Here is a 21,335-nt window from a genome sequence, read left to right as displayed (position 1 = left end):
TCGGCTCGGCGTCGGAGTGACGCTGTCCCGACCACGGTGCGCTCTCACCGCACCTGATCGTCCGGACACTGCCCCGTGGGGCACTGCCCGGAAAGCTCTCTTCGGTCTGCGGTTGCCCGCACGACCTCCGGCCAGTATCGCACGCCGCTCCCGGAAAGGACCGGAAGCCGCATGCGATGATGACGGCGTGAGCACGTCAGCGCCTGCCCCCCGTCGTCCGATCGCGATGGCCGTCTTCCTCTTGATCACCGGGTTCGTCGGCCTGTACGGATCCTTCTCCCTGGTGCTCGACGAGTTCAAGAAGTACGCCGACCCCGACACGGTGCTCTCATGCGACGTGAACCCGTTCATCAGCTGCTCGGACGTGATGGCGAGCTGGCAGGGCCACCTGTTCGGGTTCCCGAACCCACTGCTCGGCGTGATGGGCTTCGTGGCGCCGATCGCCGTCGCGGTGATGATGCTCGCGGGCTTCCGCAACGGCTCACGGTGGTTCTGGATCGCGTTCAACGCCGGCGTGTTCCTGGCGTGGGTCTTCGTGACGTGGCTCTTCACCCAGACCGTCTGGTTCATCGGCGCGCTGTGCCCGTGGTGCATGCTCGTGTGGTCGATGACGATCCCGATGTTCTGGGTGTTCACGATCTGGAACGCCGCGCAGGGCCGCTTCGGTGCCCGCACCCAGCGGGTCGGCCGGGCACTGCTCCCGTTCTGCTGGGCGTTCCCGCTGGCGAACTACCTGTTCATCATCGTGACGATCATCATCAAGTTCCCGACCATCCTGACGGTCTTCTGATCCACCGCTGGGCGTCCCCGATGCGGCGCCCATGATGCATCGATGACGCGTCATCGAATTCCTGGGGGCTTCCCAGGCAGGACGCCCGATCGGCCTCCGGGCAGCACCTACGCTCGATCTCGATGAGCGAGAACGAGAGCAAGAAGGTCCGTCGCGACGCCGCCCGAGAGCGCGCTCGCGAAGCCCGGGTGCGGGAGCAGGCGCGACGTCGCCGCAACAAGACGCTCGGGATCAGCGGCATCATCGTCGGCAGCTTGGCGGTCGTCGCCGTGGTCGTCCTGGTGATCGCGAACTCGGTGCAACCCGCGGGGCCCGGGCCGCGGAACATGGCGAGCGACGGCATCCTGTTCACCGGCCAGAGCGGCGAGATCGTGCCCGTCGAGACGAAGGCGACACCCGACGGTGGGACCCCGACGGCGACGGCGCAGGATGACTCGGTGGCGAACATCACCGTGTACTCGGACTACATGTGCCCGTACTGCAACCAGTTCGAGACGGCGCAGATGGACCAGATCGAACAGTGGGTGAAGGCCGGGTCCGCCACGCTCGAACTGCACCCGTTCAACCTGCTCGACCGGGTGTCGCTCGGGTCGAAGTACTCCACCCGCTCCGCCGCCGCGGCCGCCTGTGTGGCGAACTACGACCCGGACGCGTTCCTGGCGTACAACACGTCGCTCTACGAGAACCAGCCGTCCGAGAGCACCAAGGGCCTGACGAACGACGAGCTCGCGTCCCTGGCGAAGGACGCCGGCGCGACGAACAGCAAGGTCACCTCGTGCATCACCGGGCAGCACTTCGCCGGGTGGGTCGCCGACGCCACGAACCGGGTGATGAACGACCCGATCCCGAACTCGTCGCTCGACAAGGTGACGAGCACCCCGACGATCATCGTGAACGGCAAGCAGTTCACCGGCTCCCTGACCGACACCGACGCCTTCGCGTCCTTCGTCGAGCAGAACGGCGGCGCCGCGTAGGCACGAGGCAGCGCGACGACGAAGGCCCCCGCTTCCGGATGGAAGCGGGGGCCTTCGCTCGTGCGGGTGGTGCTACTTCGCCGCGGCGTCGATCGCGGTGATGACCGTGCTGAGGTCGTCGAGACGCTTGCCGTTGACGACCACGGTCGGCGTGCCGAAGCCCTGCGTGCCCTGCAGCGCCTCGTCCGCGGTGACGAGCTTCGTGGACTTGGTCACCCAGCCCTTGAACTGCTCGGTCGACAGGCACTCGGAGACGTTCGACCCGGTCGCGCCGCCCGCCTTCACGAGCTTCGCGATCTCGGCGTTCGTCAGGCCCGAGGTGCCCTCGGTGGGCTGGTTGTCGAAGAACTGCGTCTGGACGTCCAGGAACTTGTCCGGCGCGTAGTTCGCGACGCACATCGCGGCGTTCGCGGCCCGGCTGGCGTAGCGCGAGCTCTGGTAGCTGCGGTCGAGGATCGACACCGGCTGGATGGCCAGCGTCGCGTCGCCCGACTTCACCTTGTCCAGGATCTGGTCGGCGTAGGCGGCCTCGAACTGCTTGCAGACCGGGCAGGCCCAGTCGACGTACTCGGTGACCGCGACCGCACCGTCGGTGTTCGACGTCGGGACTGCCGACGGGGTTCCCTTCGCGGTGACGGCCTTCGTGGTCACCGGGGTGACCTCGCCGCCCTCGCCGGTGAACTGGATCGCGCCGGTGGCCATGTTCTTCGGCCCGGCAGCGGACACGGCGGGCGCGTTGTTCACGTTCACCACGACGAGCGTGATGATCGCGGCGATCGCGATGATGCCCAGGCCGATACCGCCCTGCAGGAACCACTTGTTGCGGCGCTTGCGACGCTTCTCGGCGTCGGCGCGCTGGCGCGAGACCTCACGCGCGTGCTGGCGACGCTCGTTCTTGGTGGGTCGGTCGTTGTTCGTCACGAGTCGTTCCCCCGGCGTCTCAGGCGAACCAGAGCGCGAGCTCGCGCGCCGACGACTCGGTGCTGTCCGACCCGTGCACCAGGTTCTGCTGCACCTTGAGGCCCCAGTCGCGACCGAGGTCGCCACGGATGGTGCCCGGCGCGGCGCTGGTGGGGTCGGTGGTGCCGGCGAGCGACCGGAAGCCGGCGATCACGCCGTTGCCGGCGACGCGCACGGCGACGACCGGACCGGACTGCATGAACTCGACGAGCGGCTCGAAGAACGGCTTGCCCTGGTGCTCCTCGTAGTGTGCGTCCAACAGGTCGCGCGGCGCGGTGAGCATCTTCAGGTCGACGATCTCGTAGCCCTTCGACTCGATGCGGCGGAGGATCTCACCGGTGAGCTGGCGGGCGACGCCGTCGGGCTTGACGAGGACGAGGGTCTCTTCGAGGTCGGACACGCAGTACTCCTAGTGTGTTCGCGGGATCGGAGGGGTGGTCAGTCCTCGCCCGTGGCGGCCCGGCGCGCGGCGTTCTGGCGGTCGAGCTGACCGCCCTTGACGAAGCAGAAGACCCACAGCGCCAGGAACACCACGGCGACCGCGAACATGAACGGTTCGATGAACCCGGTGGCGAGGATGGCCGCCTGCAGCAGCCACCCGAACCCTACACCGGCGGGGTTGCCGGTCAGACGTGAGGCCAGCGCCAGCACGACCATCGCACCGATGCCGCCGCCGAACGCCAGGGCCGGCGGCAGGGTCCCCTTGCCGAACACGACGAGCATCGGGAAGAAGAACATGATCGCCTCGAGCACGAGCGCGATCGACAGCAGGCTCTCCTGCGCCCCGCGGTCGCGTCGCGGCTTCCGGGTGCGCGGTGCGCGCCCCGGCCGGGAGGCACGTGGTGCGTTCGTCACTTCGTCTCGCCTTCCCGGTGGACCAGGTCCATGACCGCACCCACCATCACGATGGAGCCCGCGACGAGCACGAGGGCGTCCTCGGCGTCCGCCTCGTCCGCCAGGTCGCGTGCCTGCTGCAGCGCGGCGGCGAGCGACGGTTCGACGACGACACGGTCCGCGCCGACCTCGTCCACGACGACCTTCGCGAAGGCGTCCGCGTCGAGGGCACGCTCCCCCGGGGGCTGCGTGACGACGAAGGTCTCGACGGTGCCCTTCAGCGCGCGGACGAACCCGCGGGCGTCCTTGTCGCCGAGGATCCCGACGACGCCGACGACGTGCTCGGACGGGAAGGCCACCGGCAGGGCCTCGGCCAGGGCCTTGGCACCGTGCGGGTTGTGCGCCGCGTCGACCACGACGGTCGGGTCGGTGGCGATCGGCTGGAGGCGACCGGGGCTGGTGGCACCGGCGAGGCCCTCGGACAGGACGTCCTCGTCGAGCGCCTGGGTGCCCCGACCGAGGAACGACTCGACCGCGGCGATCGCGACGGCGGCGTTGTGGGCCTGGTGCCGCCCGAACAGCGGCAGGAACAGGTCGTCGTAGCGGCCGGCGATCCCCTGCACGGTGATGAGCTGACCGCCCACCGCCGGCGTCACGTCCAGGACACTGAACCCGGCGCCCTCGACCGCGAGGGTCGACTCGGTGAGCTCGGCGGCACGCTCGAGTTCGACGAGTGCCTCGGGGACCTGCTCGCTCGACACCACGGCGGACGACGGCTTGATGATCCCGGACTTGGTCCGCGCGATCTCCGCCACCGTGCTGCCGAGCTGCTTCGCGTGGTCGATGGCGATCGGCGTGAACACCGCGACCTGGCTCTGCACGACGTTGGTGGAGTCCCACTCGCCGCCCATGCCGACCTCGATCACGGCGACGTCGACGGGCGCCTCGGCGAAGCACGCCAGGGCCAGGACGGTCAGTGCCTCGAAGAAGGTGAGCGGGAGCTCGCCCTTGGCGGTGAGCTCCTGGTCGGTCAGTTCGAGGACCGGGGCGATGTCGTCCCAGTTCTCGACGAGCCGGCTCGGCTCGATCGGCTGCCCGTCGATGACGATGCGCTCCCGGATCGACACCAGGTGCGGGCTCGTCATCAGGCCGGTGCGCAGACCGTGGGCACGGACGATGCTCTCGGTCGTGCGTGCGGTGGACGTCTTGCCGTTCGTGCCGGTGATGTGGATCACCGGGTACGCCAGGTGCGGGTCGCCGAGCAGCTCGACGGCGCGACGGGTCGCGGTCAGGCGGTGCTCGGGCGACTGCTCACCGATCCGGGCGTACAGGGCGGCCTCGACGCGCTTGACCTCGTCGTCGTCACCGCCGTACGGCACAGCCTCGACCGGAGCGTCTCCGGACGGGCCCACCGGGATCCGGATGCCGTCCTCGTCGTGCTGGTCGTGCTCGTCGTACTGGTCGTCGTCGCTCATGCGCGTGACACCTCCACGGTCACCTTCGCGCCGTCACCGACATCGGTGGTGGCGCCTGCCCCGAGGGGCACGATCTCGACGCTCGTCGCCAGGGTCTCCCCCGCGATGAGCTGCTGATGGGTGCGCACCGACGCGTCGGCGGCCTCGTCGACCCCGAGGGTCAGGACGATGCGGTCGCTGACGTCCAGGTCGGCGTCGCGCCGGGCCTGCTGGACGGCACGGACGACGTCGCGGGCGAGCCCCTCGGCCTCGAGCTCGGGCGTGGTCACGGTGTCGAGCACCACGAAGCCGCCCTCGTCGAGGAACGCCACGGCGACCGACGGGTCGGCGACGGTGAGGTCGAGCGTGTACTCGCCCTCGACCAGGTCGACACCGCCGACGGTCACGCCGGACTCGGTCGCGGTCCAGTCGCCCTTCTTCGCGGCCGGGATCACCTGCTGCACGGCCTTGCCGATGCGCGGGCCGGCGACGCGGGCGTTGACGGTCAGCTTCCGCTCGATGCCGTACTGCGCCAGTGACTCCTCGGCCTGCGCCTCGAGCACGACCCGCTTGACGTTCAGCTCGTCGCGCAGGATGTCGGCGAACGGTTCGACCGCCGCCGGGTCCGGCACCACGAGGGTGAGCGTGGCGAGCGGCAGCCGGACGCGCTTGCCGGTCGCCTTGCGGAGCGCGAGGCCCTTCGAGGCGACGTCGCGCACGCGGTCCATCGCCGCGACGAGGGCGTCGTCGGCGGGGAACTCGGCCGCGTCGGGGAAGTCCGTCAGGTGCACGCTCCGACCACCGGTCAGGCCCTTCCAGATCTCCTCGGTGACGAGCGGGGCGAGCGGGGCCGCGACGCGGGTCAGGGTCTCGAGCACCGTGTACAGGGTGTCGAAGGCCGCACGGGCGTCGTCCCCTGCCGCACCGTCGGCCCCGGTCCAGAACTTGTCGCGCGACCGGCGGACGTACCAGTTCGTCAGCACGTCGGCGAAGTCGCGGACGGCCTGGGCCGCGAGCGGGGTGTCGAGCGCGTCGAGGTGCTGCTGCACGTCGGACACGAGCACCCGGGTCTTCGCGAGCAGGTACCGGTCGAGGACGTCGGTGCTGTCCGTTCGACGGGTGGCCTGGTACCCCGACTCCCCCGATGCGTTCGCGTACAGGGTGAAGAAGTAGTACGTCGACCACAGCGGGAGCATGAACTCGCGGACGCCCTGGCGGATGCCCTCCTCGGTGACGACGAGGTTGCCACCGCGGATCACCGACGAGGACATCAGGAACCAGCGCATGGCGTCGGCGCCGTCGCGGTCGAACACCTCGGAGACGTCCGGGTAGTTCCGCAGCGACTTCGACATCTTCTGACCGTCCGAGCCGAGGACGATGCCGTGGCTGATGACGTTCTTGAAAGCAGGCCGGTCGAACAGTGCCGTGGACAGCACGTGCATGACGTAGAACCAGCCGCGGGTCTGCCCGATGTACTCGACGATGAAGTCGGCCGGGTTGTGCGACTCGAACCACTCCCGGTTCTCGAACGGGTAGTGCACCTGGGCGTACGGCATCGACCCGGAGTCGAACCAGACGTCGAACACGTCGGTGATCCGGCGCATCGTCGAGTTCCCCGTGGGGTCGTCGGGGTTCGGACGGGTCAGGTCGTCGATGAACGGGCGGTGCAGGTCGACCTCGCCGTCGGCGTTCAGCGGCAGGCGACCGAAATCGCGCTCGATGTCCTCGAGCGAGCCGTACACGTCGGTGCGCGGGTACTCGGGGTCGTCGGACTGCCACACCGGGATCGGCGTGCCGAAGTAGCGGTTGCGCGACACCGACCAGTCGATGGCGTTGCCGACCCACTTGCCGAACTGGCCGTCCTTGACGTTCTCCGGCACCCAGTTGATGTCCTGGTTGAGCTCGCCCATGCGGTCGCGGAAGTCGGTGACCCGCACGAACCACGACGACACGGCCTTGTAGATGAGGGGCTTCCGGCACCGCCAGCAGTGCGGGTAGCTGTGCTCGTAGGACGCCTGGCGGAGCAGACGACCGGCGTCGCGGACGGCCTTGGTCAGCGGCTTGTTCGCGTCGGACCAGAGCATGCCGGCGACCTCGCCGAACTGCGAGGTGAAGACACCGCCCTCGTCGAGGGAGAGCACCACGGGGATGCCGGCGGCAGCACAGACCACCTGGTCGTCGGCACCGTAGGCCGGGGCCTGGTGCACGATGCCGGTGCCCTCGCCGGTCTCGACGTAGTCGGCGACCAGGATGCGCCAGGCGTGCTCCATGCCCTCGGCTTCGGCGAGGAAGTCGAACAGGCGCTCGTACTCGACGCCGTCGAGCTCCGCACCCGTCAGGGTGCGGACGACCGCGGCAGCGGCGTCCTCGGCCGTCTCGTAGCCGAGGTCCTTCGCGTAGGGGGCCACGGTGTCCGAAGCCAACAGGTACGAGACGGAACCGGCGTCGGCGCCGTCAGCCGCGCCTCCCGGCCCCGCAGGGAGCACCACGTACGAGACCGCAGGCCCGACGGCCAACGCGGCGTTCGTGGGCAGGGTCCAGGGGGTCGTCGTCCAGGCGAGCGCACGCACGCCGGCCAGCCCGAGCGAATCGGCGCGCGCACCCTGCAGCGGGAACGACACCGTGACGGACTGGTCCTGGCGCATCTTGTAGACGTCGTCGTCCATGCGCAGCTCGTGGTTCGACAGCGGCGTCTGGTCGTTCCAGCAGTACGGCAGGACCCGGAAGCCCTCGTACGCCAGGCCCTTGTCCCAGAGCTGCTTCCACGCCCACAGCACGCTCTCCATGAACGTGGTGTCGAGCGTCTTGTAGTCGTCCTCGAAGTCGACCCAGCGCGCCTGGCGGGTGACGTACTGCTGCCACTCGTCGGTGTACTGCAGCACGGACTTCTTGGCGGCGGCGTTGAACACGTCGACGCCCATCTCGTCGATCTCGTGCTTCTCGGTGATGCCGAGCTGGCGCATCGCCTCGAGCTCGGCGGGCAGCCCGTGGGTGTCCCAGCCGAAGCGTCGGTGCACCTGCTTGCCGCGCATGGTCTGGTAGCGCGGGAAGACGTCCTTGGCGTACCCGGTCAGCAGGTGACCGTAGTGCGGCAGGCCGTTCGCGAACGGCGGGCCGTCGTAGAAGGTCCACTCGTCGCAGCCCTGGCGCTGGTCGATGGACGCCTGGAACGTGTCGTCGCCCTTCCAGAAGGCGAGGATCCCCCGCTCGACGGCGGGGAAGGACGGCGAGGGGACGACGCCATCGGCATCGGCGTTCAACGGGTACGGCACCGGGACTCCTTGTGGGTTCGCTCGATCTCCACGAGGACGGAGCACGCTCCGCGGTACCACCTCGCTTGCCATGCCGTGCTGTCCGCACGTCACGACCGCTCGTGTTCGGGTTCGGTGCGGCCCGGTCCGCCCGGTTCTACTGACGAGCCGCTCGCGCGGACCGCGTTCTTCCGGGAGCTCCCCGGTGATGGCCGGATCGACGCTCGTGTGACACGAGTTTAGCGGACGGGAGCATGCTGGAGGGATGCCCGACGACTCTGCCTCCGGCGAACGCCCGGAGTCCTCCCTCACCGTCATCATCGCCTTCGGCGCGAACCTGCTCGTCGCGATCGCGAAGACCATCGCGTCGCTCATCTCGGGTTCGGCCTCGATGGTGGCCGAGGCAGCGCACTCGTGGGCGGACACCGGCAACGAGATCTTCCTGCTGGTCGCCGAACGACGGGGCGGGCGGAAGCGCGACACCGCACACCCGCTCGGGTACGGACGCGAGACCTACATCTGGTCGATGTTCGCCGCGTTCGGGCTGTTCACCGCGGGCGCCATCGTGTCGATCTACCACGGCATCTCCGAGCTCGGCGAGACGGGTCCGGCCGAGGACGTCCTGCTCAACTACATCGTGCTCGCGCTGTCGTTCTGCCTCGAGGGCACGAGCTTCCTGCAGGCCTACCGCCAGGCGCACGGAGCGGCGACGAAGCGCAAGGTGCCGGTGCTGCGCCACGTGCTGCAGTCCTCGAACCCGACACTGCGGGCCGTGTTCGCCGAGGACGCCGCTGCGCTCATCGGCCTCGTCGTCGCGTTCCTCGGGGTGTTCCTGCACCAGATCACCGGCCTGGCGATCTTCGACGCGATCGGGTCCATCGCGATCGGCCTGCTGCTCGGGGTCGTGGCGATCATCCTCATCGACCGCAACCGCCGCTTCCTGCTCGGCGAGAGCACGTCGCCCGAGCTCGAGAACGCCGTGCTCGTCGAGCTGCTCGGCCGCTCGCAGATCGAACGTGTCACCTACCTGCACCTGGAGTTCGTCGGACCGTCGCGGGTGTACCTCGTCGCCGCCGTCGACCTGACGGGCAACGAGAACGAGGAGCACGTCGCGGTCCGGTTGCGCGACGTCGAGAAGTCGCTCGAGGACAGCCCGTACATCGAGGAAGCCGTGCTGACGCTGAGCTACCCGGGCGACGCCTCGCTGCGGCCGACGAGCGACGAGGTGCCCGAGGTGGTGCGCGACGGGACGGCCTCGGACGTGGCCGCCGGCGGCGCCGGGACGCTGCGCACCGACTGACGCGCGGGCGGCCGTCGACGGCGTCAGCGGGCGTCGAGGCCGGCGACCACCGGGGTCAGCGCCGCCGCGACGTACTCGACGAGCGGCCGGCGGGCCACCCCGTCGGCGACCCACACCCCGAACGCCGCAGCAGCCGCCCCGAGCACCGCGCCCGAGACCGTCTGCGGCCAGAGCGACCCCGGCTGCTCCCCCGTGCGGCCGGCCACGAAGGCCGCGACGGCCCCGTGCTGCGCCATCACCCGGACGGCGACCCCGGCGACGAGCTCGGAGCCGATGCCCATCACCTCGGCCTGCGCGACCGCCCACGGCACCCGCTCGGGGTCGTGGGCCTGGGCCGCGGCGAGCAGGGCCTGCTCCACCGCACGCACCGCACTGGGTTCGGTCGAGGCCGCCAGGTACCCGGGCAGCCCCGCGACCGCGGCGTCGAGCTCGAGCCACATCACGTCCGACTTCGCCGTGAAGTAGTTGAAGAACGTCGCGCGGCTGACCCCCGCACGCACAGCGATCTGGTCGACCGTGGTGCGTGCGTACCCCTGCTCGAGGAACAGCTCGGCAGCGGCGTCCGCGAGGACCTCGGCGCTCGAGCGTCGGGGCCGGCCACCGCGGCGGATCGGTTCGTCCATGGGCCCCAGTAAACCGCTAGACTCGTTCAGCCATGATCTTGGACTCAGTACAGAAAACCGTCGCCGCCGTCGCGAGCGCCACCGCCGTCGTCCTCGTCCTCGCGGGGTGCAGCGGCGCCGGGACGAGCACCACGAGCAGCAAGCCGGTGAGCGGCGGGACCCTGACGTACGCCTCCGGCGATGCCGAGCCCACCTGCCTCGACCCGCACGTCGGCGGCAACTACCCGCAGGCGCTCCTGGCGACGCAGTACATCGAGGAGCTCGTCGGGCTCGAGGACGGCGAGCCGACGCCCGAGCTCGCGACGAAGTGGACCACGAGCGACGACGGCAAGACCCTCACCTTCACGCTGCGCGACGACGTCACCTTCACCGACGGCACCCCGTTCGACGCCGCCGCCGTCGTGGCGAACATCGAGCACGTGCAGGACCCGGCCACCGCCTCGAGCACCGGGTACCTCGCGCTGCAGTCCATCACGAAGGCGACGGCCACCGACGACCACACCGTGACGCTCTCGCTGAGCCGTCCGGACAGCGCGCTGCTCGAGTCGTTCTCGCAGCCGTGGGTCGGCATGGAGTCCCCGAAGGCGCTCGAACGCAAGCAGGCGACGAACTGCGAGTCGCCCGTCGGCACCGGCCCGTTCGAGGTCACCGGGTGGAAGCACGGCGACCGCGTCACCCTGACGAAGAACAGCGACCACTGGGGCACGACGAAGCCGCGCCTGTCCGGCATCACGTGGCGGTTCCTGCCCGACTCGACGTCGCGCTACGCGGCGCTGCAGTCCGGGCAGGTCGACGTCATCGACAACGCGCAGCCCGACCAGCTCAAGGCGGCGTCGGCGAAGGGCGCCATCCGCGACCTCGACGCCCCGCGCCCTGGCGCCTCGAACCGCCTCGAGCTGAACTCCGGCCACGGCGTGTTCCGTGACGAGGCCGTGCGGCAGGCGTTCATCGCGGGTGCCGAGATCGACCCCGGCCTGCAGTCGCTGTTCCTCGGCACCGCGAAGCGCTCGTACTCCGTGCTCTCGAGTGCCGAACCGCTGGCGTACTCGGAGAAGAGCCGGTTCGACTACTCCCCGACGAAGGCGAAGCAGCTGCTCGACGACGCCGGTTGGAAGGTCGGGTCGGACGGCATCCGCGTCAAGGACGGCCAGCAGCTGACCGTGACGTTCCCGGTGTCGACGAACCAGTCGGTGCCGGCCGAGCGCAGCCTGTTCCAGCAGATCCAGGCATCCGAGAAGGCCGTCGGGTTCAAGGTCGTGCTCGACGAGCTCGACCTCTCCAGCTGGTACGCGGCCCTCGCGGCGAACGAGTACGACGTGGTCAGCGCCCCGTACACGAAGGTCGGCCCCGACGTCCTGCGGATCCTGTACGACAGCGCGAGCATCGAGCCGGCGCCGTCCGGGTACTTCGCGAACCTCGCGCAGCTCGACGACCCCGCACTCGACACCCTGCTCGAGCAGGCGGCCCGCACCTCGGACGCCGACGAGCGCGCCGACCTGTACGAGCAGTCGCAGAAGGCGATCCTGGCGAGCGACACCGTGCTGCCCCTCTACGACCAGCAGAACCACTTCCTGGTGCGCTCGGCCGTGCACGGCATCCAGACGACCTCGGTGTCCACGCCCTGGTTCGGCACGGCCTGGATCGACCGCTGACACGGATGCCCTGGGTGTGGTGGGCCGTCCGACGGCTCGCGGGCGGGATCGGCGTGCTCTGGGCCGTCGCGACGATCGTGTTCGTCGCGATCCGGCTCATCCCCGGCGACCCCGCACTCGCGATCCTCGGTGGTCCGGGCTCGCAGGCCTCCGCCGAGGCCGTCGCCCAGGTCCGGCACGAGTACGGCCTCGACCAGCCGGTGCTCGTGCAGTACGCGGTGTTCCTCGGACGCCTCGCCACCCTGCAGCTCGGTGACTCGTACGCCTTCCGCACCCCGGTCGCGACGCTGCTCGGCCAGCAGCTGCCCGTCACGCTCACCCTGGCGGTGGCCGGGCTCGTCGTCGCCTGGGTCCTGGCGATCGTCGCGGCCTGGTGGTCGACGCAGCGCGGTCGGTTCGCAGCCGGGCTGACGAGCGCGCTGAGCGTCACCGCGAGCGTGATGCCGCACTTCTGGCTCGGCAGCGTGCTCATCGTGGTGTTCGCGAGCGCCCTCGGTTGGGTGCCCGCGGTCAGCGACGGAACCGTGCGCGGCTGGGTGCTCCCGGTGCTGACGGTGGCCGTCCCGGTCGCCGGGTACCTGGCCGAGACCGTCCGCGACGGGGTCGTCGATGCGCAACGGTCCGCCTTCGCCCTCGCCGCCCGGGGCCGTGGTGAGACCCGCCTCGGGCTCTTCGCCCGGCACCTGCTCCGCCACGCGGCGCTGCCCGGGATCGCCCTGTCCGCCTGGGCGTTCGGGTCCCTCGTGTCCGGCGCCGTCGTCGTCGAGTCCGTGTTCGCGCTGCCCGGCATCGGTCGCGCCCTGGTGACCGCGGTGACGCAGCGGGACATGCCGCTCGTCGCCGGCATCGCGCTGGTGTCCGCCGCTGCCTACGTCGTGGTGCTCGCGGTCGCGGACCTCGTCGAACGTCTCGTCGACCCGCGCACCGGCGCCCCGCGCACAGGGCGCGCGCGTGCTCCGCGCGCCGCCCGACGCCGTGGAGCCGACCACGAGGCGGCCGCGCGGTGAGCGGCATCGCCGAGCCGAGCCTCCCGACCGACCGGTCCGCCGACGGACGCCCGGCAGCCGGACGCGGTCCCCGCACCCTCGGCGTCCCCGGCGCCGTCGCGGGTGCCGTGGTCCTGCTCGCCGTCGTGGCGGCCGCGTGGCCGGCGCTGCTCGGCGGCGCGGACCCGCTCGCGGTGCACCCGTCGGAGGCGCTCCTCGCGCCGAGCGGCGCGCACCCCTTCGGCACCGATGAATCCGGACGCGACGTCCTGTCCCGCGTCGTCGCCGGCACGCGGGCCTCGCTCGTGGTCGGTGTCGTCGCGACCCTGATCGGCGGCGGGACCGGCGTCGTGCTCGGCGTCGCCGCCGGCCTCGGTGCCGGCGCCGGACGCTTCGGTCGGCTGCTCGACGCCGTGATCGGCCGCGTCACCGAGGTCGCGTTCGCCCTGCCGCTGCTGCTCGTCGCCCTGGTGGTCATCGCCGTCACCGGCCCCGGCCCGGTGCCCGCCGTGCTCGCCGTCGGCTTCGCCACCGCCCCCGGCTACGCCCGCATCGTCCGTGGTCTGGTCCGTGCCGCCCGGTCGTCCCAGGTCGTCGAGACCGCCGTGCTGCTCGGCCGCTCCCCCGTCCGCATCGTGGTCCGGCACGTCCTGCCCACCGCACTCTGGCCCGTCGTCGCGGTCGCCACGCTCGGCGTCGGTCAGGCGATCGTCTGGGCCTCGGCGCTGAGCTACCTCGGCGTCGGCACACCACCCCCGGCTCCGGAGTGGGGCGCGATGCTCGCCGACGGCCGGACCTACCTGCAGACCGCACCGTGGATGAGCACCTTCCCCGGGCTCGCCATCGTGGTGCTCGCGACCGCCGTCACCGTGCTCGGTCGCGCGATCCGCCGAACAGGAGTCGTCCGATGACCACCGTCCTCGAGGTCCAGGCGCTGCACGTCGCCATCGCGGGCACGCCGATCGTGCACGACGTCGCCCTGCGGGTCGACGCCGGCGAGTGCGTCGCCCTGGTCGGCGCCTCCGGCTCCGGCAAGACCGTCACCGCCCGCGCCGCGCTCGGCCTGTCCGCACCCGGCTCCGCCGTCCGCGCCGACGCCTTCACCGTCGCCGGCCTCGACGTCCGCGCCTTCTCCGATCGTCGGTGGCGCCAGGTGCGCGGGTCTCGGGTCGGCTACGTCGGCCAGGAGGCCCTGGGCGCGTTGGACCCGCTGCGTCCCGTCGGACGCGAGGTCGCCGACAGCCTCCGCCTGCACACCGAGTTGGGTGCGGCCGAGCGCGTGGACGCCGTGCGCGATGCCCTGCGGGCGGTGGGCCTCGACCCGGACATCGCGACCGACGGCCGACTCGCCGGCACGCTGTCGGGCGGGATGCGGCAGCGGGCCCTCATCGCCGCGGCCACCATCGGGTCGCCGGCGCTCGTGGTCGCCGACGAGCCCACGACCGCACTGGACGCCGGGGTCGCGGTCACCGTGATGGAGCAGTTGCGGGTGGCGCAGCAGCGCGGGGCGGGGCTGCTCGTGATCACGCACGACCTCGGGCTCGTCGCGGGGTGGGCCGACCGGGTGGCCGTCATGCACGAAGGCCGGATCGTCGAGCAGGGCCCGGTCGCCTCGGTGTTGCAGGATCCGCAGCACGCCGCGACGCAGTCCCTGGTGCGCGCGGCCACTGGCGCTCGGTGCGAGGTTGATCACTCCGTGCGAGCTTCCGACGACGCACGGAGTGATCAACCTCGCACGGGGCGCGGCGGGAGGGCTGGCGTCCTCGTCGCCACGGGGCTCGCGCGCGACTACGAGGGCGTCAGCGCCGTCGACGACGTGTCGTTCGGGCTCGACCGCGGGCGAGTGCTCGGGGTGATCGGCGCCTCGGGGTCGGGCAAGACCACCCTGGCGCGGATGCTCCTCGGGCTCGAGACGCCCGACGCCGGCACGGTCTCGCTCGACGGCGCCCCCTGGGTACCGCTCCCCGAACACGACCGACGACCCCGACGCCACCGGGTCGCGGCCGTCGTGCAGGACCCCGGCGCCACGTTCGACGAGCGGTGGTCGGTCGAGCGGGTCCTCGCCGACGCGTTCTCGCGGGGCGACGACCGCCGCGCCCGTGGTTCCCTCGCCGCCCGGGTGGACGCAGCCCTGCGACAGGTGGACCTCGACCCGGCGCTCCGGCCGCGGTCGCCGCTGACCCTGTCCGGTGGGCAACGGCAGCGACTCGCGATCGCCCGGGCACTCGCCACCGACCCCGAGGTGATCATCCTCGACGAGCCGGTCACCGCCCTCGACGCCACCGTGCAGGACGCCGTGCTGACCCTGCTCGAGCGGCTCCGCGACGACACCGGCGTGGCGATGGTGTTCGTGTCGCACGACCTGCGGGCCGTGCGCCGGATGGCCGACGACGTGCTGGTCGTGCACCGGGGCGCGGTGGTCGAGCACGGCCCCGCCGCGACGGTGTTCGGGCGCCCGGCGCACCCCGTGACCGCGCACCTGCTGCAGGCCGCGGAGCGGCTCGCCGCCGGCCCGAGTCTCGCGCAGGGCGACCAGCCTCGGGCCGCGGGCCGCGAGGCCGGTCGCTGACGCCGAGTCTCGTGGCCGGCGGCCACGTGCCCTGAACGCGACCGGAGGCCCGGTGCGCGTCCGTGGCGGACGTGCACCGGGCCTCCAGGGCGGGTTGCCGCGGGGCGGCCCCGGGGTCAGGAGTCCGCGGACTCCTTCTTCGCAGCGTCACCCGAGATGATCGGGATCTCACTCGTCGCGAACTCCTTCGCCCAGTCGGACTGCGCGAACTCCGAGTTCGGGTCGTTGTAGTCGTCGATCACGCCGGCGACCTCGTCCTCGGAACCGACCGTCGGGCCGGAGCCCATGAGCGGGGTGGCGGCGGTCTCCTTGGTGAAGTACACCGCGACGAGCCCGATGACAGCGGCCAGCATCAGGTAGAAGGCCGGGATGTCCTCGGCCCAGCTGTAGCCGGCGTCCTTCGCGGCGTTGATGAGCGCCGAGGTCGCGAGCGGGGTGGTCCCACCGAACAGCGACACCGAGACGTTGAACGCGATCGCGAGCGCGCCGTAGCGGATGATCGTCGGGAACAGCGCGGGCAGCGTCGACGGCATGGTCGAAGTGAACGTGACGAGCACGACACCGAGGATGAGCAGGCCGGAGAAGACCCCGACGCCCGTGCCGGTCTGGACGAGCTTGAGGGCCGGCCAGGACAGCAGGATGAAGCCGATGCAGCCGGCGGCGAGCACCGGGCGACGACCGAACTTGTCGGACAGCCGGCCACCGAACGTGATGACGACCATCATGAGCAGCATCACGACGACGATCAGGATGAGGCCGAACGTGGCGTTCTGACCGAGGTTCTGCTCGAGGTAGGTCGGCATGTACGACAGCAGCATGTAGTCGGTCACGTTGAAGACCAGGACCAGGCCGATGCAGATGATGAGGGCGCGCCAGTTCTCGGCGAAGAGCTTGAGGAACGGGGTCTTCTGCCCCTCGCGCTCGGCGGCCTGCTCCTGCTGCTTCTGGAAGGCCGGGGTCTCCTCGAGCTTGAGGCGCAGGTACAGCCCGATCAGGCCGAGCGGGCCCGCGATGATGAACGGGATGCGCCAGCCCCAGCTGAGCAGGGCGTCCTCGGACAGGCCGAACTGCAGGCCGGTGACGATCGACGCGCCGAGCACGTAGCCGGCCAGGGTGCCGAACTCGAGCCACGAGCCCATGAACCCACGGCGCTTGTCGGGCGAGTACTCGGCGATGAAGGTCGCGGCGCCGCCGTACTCACCGCCGGTCGAGAAGCCCTGCACGAAGCGGGCCACGAGCAGCAGGACCGGTGCCCAGAAGCCGATCGAGTCGTACGACGGGATCAGGCCGATCATCAGCGTGCCGGCGGCCATCAGGATCATCGTCAGCGCGAGGACCTTCTGCCGGCCGATCCGGTCGCCGATCGGACCGAAGACGGCGCCACCGATCGGTCGGACGATGAACGCCGCGGCGAAGAACCCGAAGGTCGCGACGATGTTCGCGGCCGGGTCGCCCTGCGGCAGGAAGACCTGCGAGATCGTGACGGTCAGGTACGCGAAGATGCCGAAGTCGAACCACTCCATCGCGTTGCCGAGGGCGGCGGCCGCCACGGCGCGCTTGAGCAGCGACTCCTCGACGACGGTGACGTCGTCCTTCGTCAGGTTGCGCCGAGCGCGCTTCGCAGCGCCCTTCGTGCGCAGCGGTCGGTCGCCGTGCGGCAGCGGCCGATCGCCGTGCGGGTGGGGTGCGTCGTTCGGTGCCAAGTCGTTCCTCCGGTGTGCGGTGCGTCCTTCGGGCGTCCGGCGGACGGCAACGGTGCAGTTCCTGCGAACCCGCGCTCGCCGGACAAACTCCGACAGACTACCAGGTCTCCGGCGTGTCCGACAGGTCGGTGTGGTAATCGCCGCTCCGACGCGTCACCGATCGGAGCGGAGGAACACCGGGGCTGCCCGGACCCGCACCGACGCCGCACCGCGGACCACGGTCAGCCGGCTCGTCGCCCCGGTCGCCGAGACCAGCGAGGAGCCGCCCGGCATGCCGACCGACGTCGTGCGGACTCCCGACGTCGACCAGACGACGCGGACCACGTCCCCGCCCGAGCCGTACCTGACGATCCAGACCCCGCCCGTGCCGGCCCGTTCGACCGCCACGAACCGGCGATCACCGACGGTGCGCACGAGGACCGCGTAGGCCGCGGCAGCCCGCCGCGCCGTGTACCCACCACTGGCTGAGCCGTACAGGCCGTACCCGGTCGGTGTCGACGCCGCGTCGTTCAGGGTGAACGGCACGACGAGCGTGACACCGAGGTGCGCGGCGAGCGCTCCCCAGCGCACCAGCCAGGCGGACTGCACTGCGGGGGTGACGGTACCCGCCTGCCCCGGCGGACCGGCCTGCCAGCCGCCTTCGGTCCACCAGACCGGGACGGAGCGGTGTTGCGCCGTGAGGGCCGTCCGGAGCTCCCGCATCGCGGGCCCCAGAGTCGTCTCCGGCGGTCGTGTCCCGGTGTACGCGTGGACCGACACCGCGTCGACCGTCGCCGGACCACCTGCGGCGAGCCACTGCCGGAGCCACGGGTGCAGGCCGTCCGCCCCGAGCAGGCTCATGGCGGGACCCGCCACCACGGAGCCAGGCGCCGCGGCGTGGACGGCCGCGGACGCCGCCCGGGTCAGTGCGACGTAGCGTGCAGCACTGCTGGCCTCCGGCGCGACGGTGTTCGGCCACTCGTTCCAGATCTCGTACCCCGCCACGTCCGGGCCGAACGTCGCGGCGACGAACCCCGCGTACCGCGCGAACGCGGCGATGCCGGCGGCTGTGGTCGGACCACCACCGCTGTCGTGGTGGGGATTGCCGTAGTCGAGGACGATGAGCGGTCGGATCCCCGCCGCGCGGAGACGGTCGACGGACTTCCGGTACGACGCGGGCATGACGAGTTCGTCCCGGGCCTTCTCGACGCCCGTCCACCACAGGTCGACCCGAGCGGTCCCCACGCCGAGCCCCGCCGCGAGGGCCACCTTCGCGCCGTCCGCCGTGGTGTCGATGCCGGAACCGATCCCGAACCGAGCCGAACCGGTCGCGGCCGCGGCCGGCACCGGCGGGGACATCGGCAGGAGCAGCGCGGCCACACCGACGAAGGCGGTCGCGACTTTCTCGAAGGTATTCACGGATTGCACCCTACGAGCATTTCCGATCAATGCAAACAATTGCATTCGTGCGGCATTTGCGTATTTCCGCCGAAAGAATTCCCCATCCAGCATTCCCGCGGTCGACTCCGGGTCTCCGGTACCGGGTAACCTTGGGACACCACGCACCAGGCGTGGACACTCAGGCACCTCATCACGGACTCGGTGCCGCACACACGCACGGAAGGCGCAGCCATGACCAAGCCCATGCCCGAGAAGCCCAGCGTCGACGGACTCGAGCAGGTCTGGGGGCCGGTCTGGGAGCAGGACGGCACCTACCGCTTCGACCGTGACGCCGCCGGCCACCGCGACGCCGTCTACTCGATCGACACCCCGCCGCCGACCGCCTCCGGTTCGCTGCACATCGGGCACGTCTTCTCGTACACGCACACCGACCTCAAGGCGCGGTTCGAGCGCATGCGGGGCAAGCACGTCTTCTACCCGATGGGCTGGGACGACAACGGCCTGCCGACCGAGCGCCGCGTGCAGAACTACTACGGCGTCCGCTGCGACCCGACGCTCCCCTACGACCCCGACTTCACGCCGCCGTTCGAGGGCGGCGACGGCAAGTCGTCGAAGGCCGCCGACCAGCTGCCGATCTCGCGCCGCAACTTCATCGCGCTGTGCGACCAGCTGACCGTGCAGGACGAGCAGCAGTTCGAGGAGCTCTTCCGCACCCTCGGCCTGTCGGTGGACTGGACGCAGTCGTACCGCACCATCGACGACACCTCGCGGGCGAGCGCGCAGCGTGCCTTCCTCCGCAACCTCGCGCGCGGCGAGGCCTACCAGGCCGACGCCCCGACCCTGTGGGACGTCACGTTCCGCACCGCGGTCGCGCAGGCCGAGCTCGAGGACAAGGAGATGCCCGGCGCGTACCACGGCATCGCGTTCCACCGTGCGGACGGCGGCGACGACGTCGTGATCCAGACGACCCGTCCCGAGCTGCTGCCGGCGTGCGTCGCCCTCGTCGCACACCCCGACGACGAGCGGTTCCAGGACCTGTTCGGCGCCACGGTCCGCTCGCCCCTGTTCGACGTCGAGGTCCCGGTGCTCGCGCACCACCTGGCGCAGAAGGACAAGGGTGCCGGCATCGCGATGGTCTGCACCTTCGGCGACACCACCGACGTGGTCTGGTGGCGCGAGCTGCAGCTGCCGAACCGCGCGATCCTCGGCTTCGACGGCCGTGTCCGTTCCGACGAGCCCGCGTGGATCGAGTCGGCGACCGGCAAGGCGCTCTACGCCGAGATGGCCGGCAAGACCGTGTTCTCGGCGAAGAAGGTCGTCGTGGACGCCCTGACCGAGTCCGGCGAGCTCGTCGGCGACGTCAAGACGATCAACCACCCGGTGAAGTTCTTCGAGAAGGGCGACAAGCCCCTCGAGATCGTCTCGACCCGCCAGTGGTACATCGTCAACGGCGCCCGCGACGAAGCCCTGAAGACGACGCTCCGCGCCCGCGGCGAGGAGATCGCGTTCCACCCGGACTTCATGCGCGTCCGCTACGACAACTGGGTCGGTGGCCTGTCCGGCGACTGGCTCATCTCGCGCCAGCGCTTCTTCGGCGTGCCGATCCCGGTCTGGTACCCGCTCGACGCCGATGGCAACCCGGTGTTCGACCAGCCGATCGTCCCGACCGAGGCGCAGCTGCCCGTCGACCCGTCGTCGGACCCGGCACCCGGCTACTCCGAGGACCAGCGCGGCGTCGCCGGCGGGTTCCAGGGCGAGCTCGACGTCATGGACACCTGGGCCACGTCGTCGCTCACCCCGCAGCTCGCGGGCAAGTGGGAGACCGACCCGGCGCTCTACGACCTGGTGTACCCGTACGACGTCCGCCCGCAGGCGCAGGACATCATCCGCACGTGGCTCTTCACGACGGTGCTCCGCAGCCAGCTCGAAGCGGACACCGTGCCGTGGAAGCACGCGAGCATCTCCGGCTTCATCGTCGACCCCGACCGCAAGAAGATGTCGAAGTCGAAGGGCAACGTCGTCACGCCGCTGTCGATCCTCGAGCAGCACGGCGCCGACGCGGTCCGCTACTGGGCGGCCTCGTCCAAGCTCGGCACCGATGCGGCCTTCGACCCGCAGAACCCGAAGCAGATCAAGGTCGGACGTCGTCTGGCGATCAAGGTCCTGAACGCCGCCAAGTTCGTCTACGGCTTCCCGCTGCCCGAGGGTGCCACGAGCGTGACCGAGGCGCTCGACGTCGACATGCTCGCCGAGCTCGGTGCGGTCGTCGAGCAGGCCACCGCCGCGTTCGACGGCTTCGACCACGCGCGCGCGCTCGAGATCACGGAGCGGTTCTTCTGGACCTTCTGCGACGACTACCTCGAGCTCGTGAAGGAGCGTGCCTACGGCACGGCGGCCGACGCGACGCACGAGACCCAGGCGAGCGCGGTCCTGGCGCTGCGCGGCGCGATCGACGTGCTGCTCCGACTGCTGGCACCGTTCCTCCCGTACGCGACGGAAGAGGTGTGGGCCTGGACCCACGAGACCAGCGTGCACCGGGCCTCCTGGCCGACCGCTGCCGACCTGCCCACCGACGCGGCCCCCACCGGGCTGCTCGCGGCCGTCGGACAGGCGCTCATCGGGATCCGCGGCGCGAAGACGTCGGCGAAGGCGTCCCAGAAGACGCCCGTCACGCGTGCCGTCGTCGCCGCGCCGGCCGAGACGCGGGCGCTCATCGAGCGCGCGGCGGTCGACCTGGCGGCCGTCGGCCGCATCGAGAACCTGTCGTTCGTCGACGGCGACGAGCTCGCCGTCACCGAGATCGAGCTGGCGGAACAGCAGGCGTAACCTCGGTCGTCCGGGCCGGGTCGCGTCGGCGAC

16 protein-coding genes are annotated in these 21,335 nt (G+C 71.0%); 8 read left to right on the top strand and 8 right to left on the bottom strand.

Annotation, left to right across the window (positions count from 1 at the left end; all coding sequences use genetic code 11):
* Nucleotides 1–187: 187 nt before the first annotated feature.
* Together EDF33_RS07805 and EDF33_RS07800 are read left to right on the top strand one after the other, a co-directional pair.
* A complete protein-coding gene (locus tag EDF33_RS07805) occupies nucleotides 188–790 on the top strand; it encodes a vitamin K epoxide reductase family protein (protein WP_243649877.1) in 603 nt (200 codons plus the stop codon).
* A 122-nt stretch (nucleotides 791–912) separates the two neighbouring features.
* Nucleotides 913–1,764 carry a thioredoxin domain-containing protein gene (locus tag EDF33_RS07800; protein ID WP_132099667.1) on the top strand — a complete coding sequence of 284 codons (852 nt, stop codon included), beginning with the start codon at nucleotides 913–915 and terminating at the stop codon, nucleotides 1,762–1,764.
* A gap of 72 nt (nucleotides 1,765–1,836) precedes the next feature.
* Here the strand turns inward: EDF33_RS07800 and EDF33_RS07795 are convergent, their stop codons facing one another.
* From EDF33_RS07795 to ileS, 5 genes are read right to left on the bottom strand one after another with little or no spacing between them, the layout of a single operon-like run.
* The gene (locus tag EDF33_RS07795; protein WP_123673367.1) at nucleotides 1,837–2,685 is read right to left on the bottom strand and encodes a thioredoxin domain-containing protein; all 849 of its coding nucleotides are present in this window, start codon (nucleotides 2,683–2,685) and stop codon (nucleotides 1,837–1,839) included.
* A gap of 19 nt (nucleotides 2,686–2,704) precedes the next feature.
* Entirely contained in the window at nucleotides 2,705–3,124 is a 420-nt protein-coding gene (gene ndk / locus EDF33_RS07790; protein WP_111084529.1) for a nucleoside-diphosphate kinase, read from the bottom strand.
* 38 nt (nucleotides 3,125–3,162) lie between these two features.
* Nucleotides 3,163–3,579, bottom strand: coding sequence for a DUF4233 domain-containing protein (locus tag EDF33_RS07785; RefSeq protein WP_131878550.1), 417 nt, complete (start codon nucleotides 3,577–3,579; stop codon nucleotides 3,163–3,165).
* The gene (locus EDF33_RS07780; protein ID WP_207906644.1) at nucleotides 3,576–5,033 is read right to left on the bottom strand and encodes a folylpolyglutamate synthase/dihydrofolate synthase family protein; all 1,458 of its coding nucleotides are present in this window, start codon (nucleotides 5,031–5,033) and stop codon (nucleotides 3,576–3,578) included. The genes EDF33_RS07785 and EDF33_RS07780 overlap by 4 nt, the downstream gene beginning before the upstream one ends.
* Nucleotides 5,030–8,284 (bottom strand): isoleucine--tRNA ligase, encoded by a 3,255-nt coding sequence (gene ileS, locus EDF33_RS07775; RefSeq protein WP_132099666.1) that lies wholly within the window; start codon nucleotides 8,282–8,284, stop codon nucleotides 5,030–5,032. Before ileS ends, EDF33_RS07780 begins: the two co-directional genes overlap by 4 nt.
* Nucleotides 8,285–8,528: 244 nt before the next feature.
* Between ileS and EDF33_RS07770 the strand changes: the two genes are divergently transcribed.
* Nucleotides 8,529–9,563, top strand: coding sequence for a cation diffusion facilitator family transporter (locus EDF33_RS07770; protein ID WP_131878546.1), 1,035 nt, complete (start codon nucleotides 8,529–8,531; stop codon nucleotides 9,561–9,563).
* 23 nt (nucleotides 9,564–9,586) lie between these two features.
* Here EDF33_RS07770 and EDF33_RS07765 read toward each other — a convergent pair whose 3' ends face one another.
* On the bottom strand, nucleotides 9,587–10,186 hold the full coding sequence (locus EDF33_RS07765; protein ID WP_131878544.1) for a TetR/AcrR family transcriptional regulator: 600 nt from the start codon (nucleotides 10,184–10,186) through the stop codon (nucleotides 9,587–9,589).
* A gap of 32 nt (nucleotides 10,187–10,218) precedes the next feature.
* On the opposite strand from EDF33_RS07765, the gene EDF33_RS07760 reads away from it, so the two are divergent.
* From EDF33_RS07760 to EDF33_RS07745, 4 genes are read left to right on the top strand one after another with little or no spacing between them, the layout of a single operon-like run.
* Nucleotides 10,219–11,838, top strand: coding sequence for an ABC transporter substrate-binding protein (locus tag EDF33_RS07760; protein ID WP_132099665.1), 1,620 nt, complete (start codon nucleotides 10,219–10,221; stop codon nucleotides 11,836–11,838).
* A gap of 5 nt (nucleotides 11,839–11,843) precedes the next feature.
* Entirely contained in the window at nucleotides 11,844–12,845 is a 1,002-nt protein-coding gene (locus EDF33_RS07755) for an ABC transporter permease (RefSeq protein WP_243692388.1), read from the top strand.
* Nucleotides 12,842–13,735 (top strand): ABC transporter permease, encoded by an 894-nt coding sequence (locus EDF33_RS07750; RefSeq protein ID WP_131878539.1) that lies wholly within the window; start codon nucleotides 12,842–12,844, stop codon nucleotides 13,733–13,735. The genes EDF33_RS07755 and EDF33_RS07750 overlap by 4 nt, the downstream gene beginning before the upstream one ends.
* A complete protein-coding gene (locus tag EDF33_RS07745) occupies nucleotides 13,732–15,393 on the top strand; it encodes an ABC transporter ATP-binding protein (protein ID WP_132099664.1) in 1,662 nt (553 codons plus the stop codon). The genes EDF33_RS07750 and EDF33_RS07745 overlap by 4 nt, the downstream gene beginning before the upstream one ends.
* A 116-nt stretch (nucleotides 15,394–15,509) precedes the next feature.
* Here the strand turns inward: EDF33_RS07745 and proP are convergent, their stop codons facing one another.
* Both proP and EDF33_RS07735 read right to left on the bottom strand, forming a co-directional pair.
* A complete protein-coding gene (gene proP / locus EDF33_RS07740; protein ID WP_243692387.1) occupies nucleotides 15,510–17,096 on the bottom strand; it encodes a glycine betaine/L-proline transporter ProP in 1,587 nt (528 codons plus the stop codon).
* 153 nt (nucleotides 17,097–17,249) lie between these two features.
* Entirely contained in the window at nucleotides 17,250–18,494 is a 1,245-nt protein-coding gene (locus tag EDF33_RS07735; protein WP_132099663.1) for a glycosyl hydrolase, read from the bottom strand.
* Nucleotides 18,495–18,707: 213 nt separating this feature from the next.
* Between EDF33_RS07735 and valS the strand changes: the two genes are divergently transcribed.
* Complete coding sequence (valS, locus tag EDF33_RS07730; protein ID WP_165918739.1) at nucleotides 18,708–21,302, top strand: valine--tRNA ligase; 2,595 nt, start codon at nucleotides 18,708–18,710, stop codon at nucleotides 21,300–21,302.
* Nucleotides 21,303–21,335: the final 33 nt, after the last annotated feature.

Origin of the sequence: Curtobacterium sp. PhB146 (assembly GCF_004342995.1) — a bacterium.
Lineage (GTDB): Bacteria > Actinomycetota > Actinomycetes > Actinomycetales > Microbacteriaceae > Curtobacterium.
This window is presented reverse-complemented; position numbering and strand designations above follow the sequence as displayed.

Excerpts from the sequence above, each read along its gene's own strand:
- EDF33_RS07800 (WP_132099667.1), top strand. The coding sequence starts at position 913 with ATGAGCGAGAACGAGAGCAAGAAGGTCCGTCGCGACGCCGCCCGAGAG.
- EDF33_RS07780 (WP_207906644.1), bottom strand. The coding sequence starts at position 5,033 with ATGAGCGACGACGACCAGTACGACGAGCACGACCAGCACGACGAGGAC.
- EDF33_RS07770 (WP_131878546.1), top strand. The coding sequence starts at position 8,529 with ATGCCCGACGACTCTGCCTCCGGCGAACGCCCGGAGTCCTCCCTCACC.
- EDF33_RS07765 (WP_131878544.1), bottom strand. The coding sequence starts at position 10,186 with ATGGACGAACCGATCCGCCGCGGTGGCCGGCCCCGACGCTCGAGCGCC.
- EDF33_RS07760 (WP_132099665.1), top strand. The coding sequence starts at position 10,219 with ATGATCTTGGACTCAGTACAGAAAACCGTCGCCGCCGTCGCGAGCGCC.
- EDF33_RS07755 (WP_243692388.1), top strand. The coding sequence starts at position 11,844 with ATGCCCTGGGTGTGGTGGGCCGTCCGACGGCTCGCGGGCGGGATCGGC.
- EDF33_RS07745 (WP_132099664.1), top strand. The coding sequence starts at position 13,732 with ATGACCACCGTCCTCGAGGTCCAGGCGCTGCACGTCGCCATCGCGGGC.
- valS (WP_165918739.1), top strand. The coding sequence starts at position 18,708 with ATGACCAAGCCCATGCCCGAGAAGCCCAGCGTCGACGGACTCGAGCAG.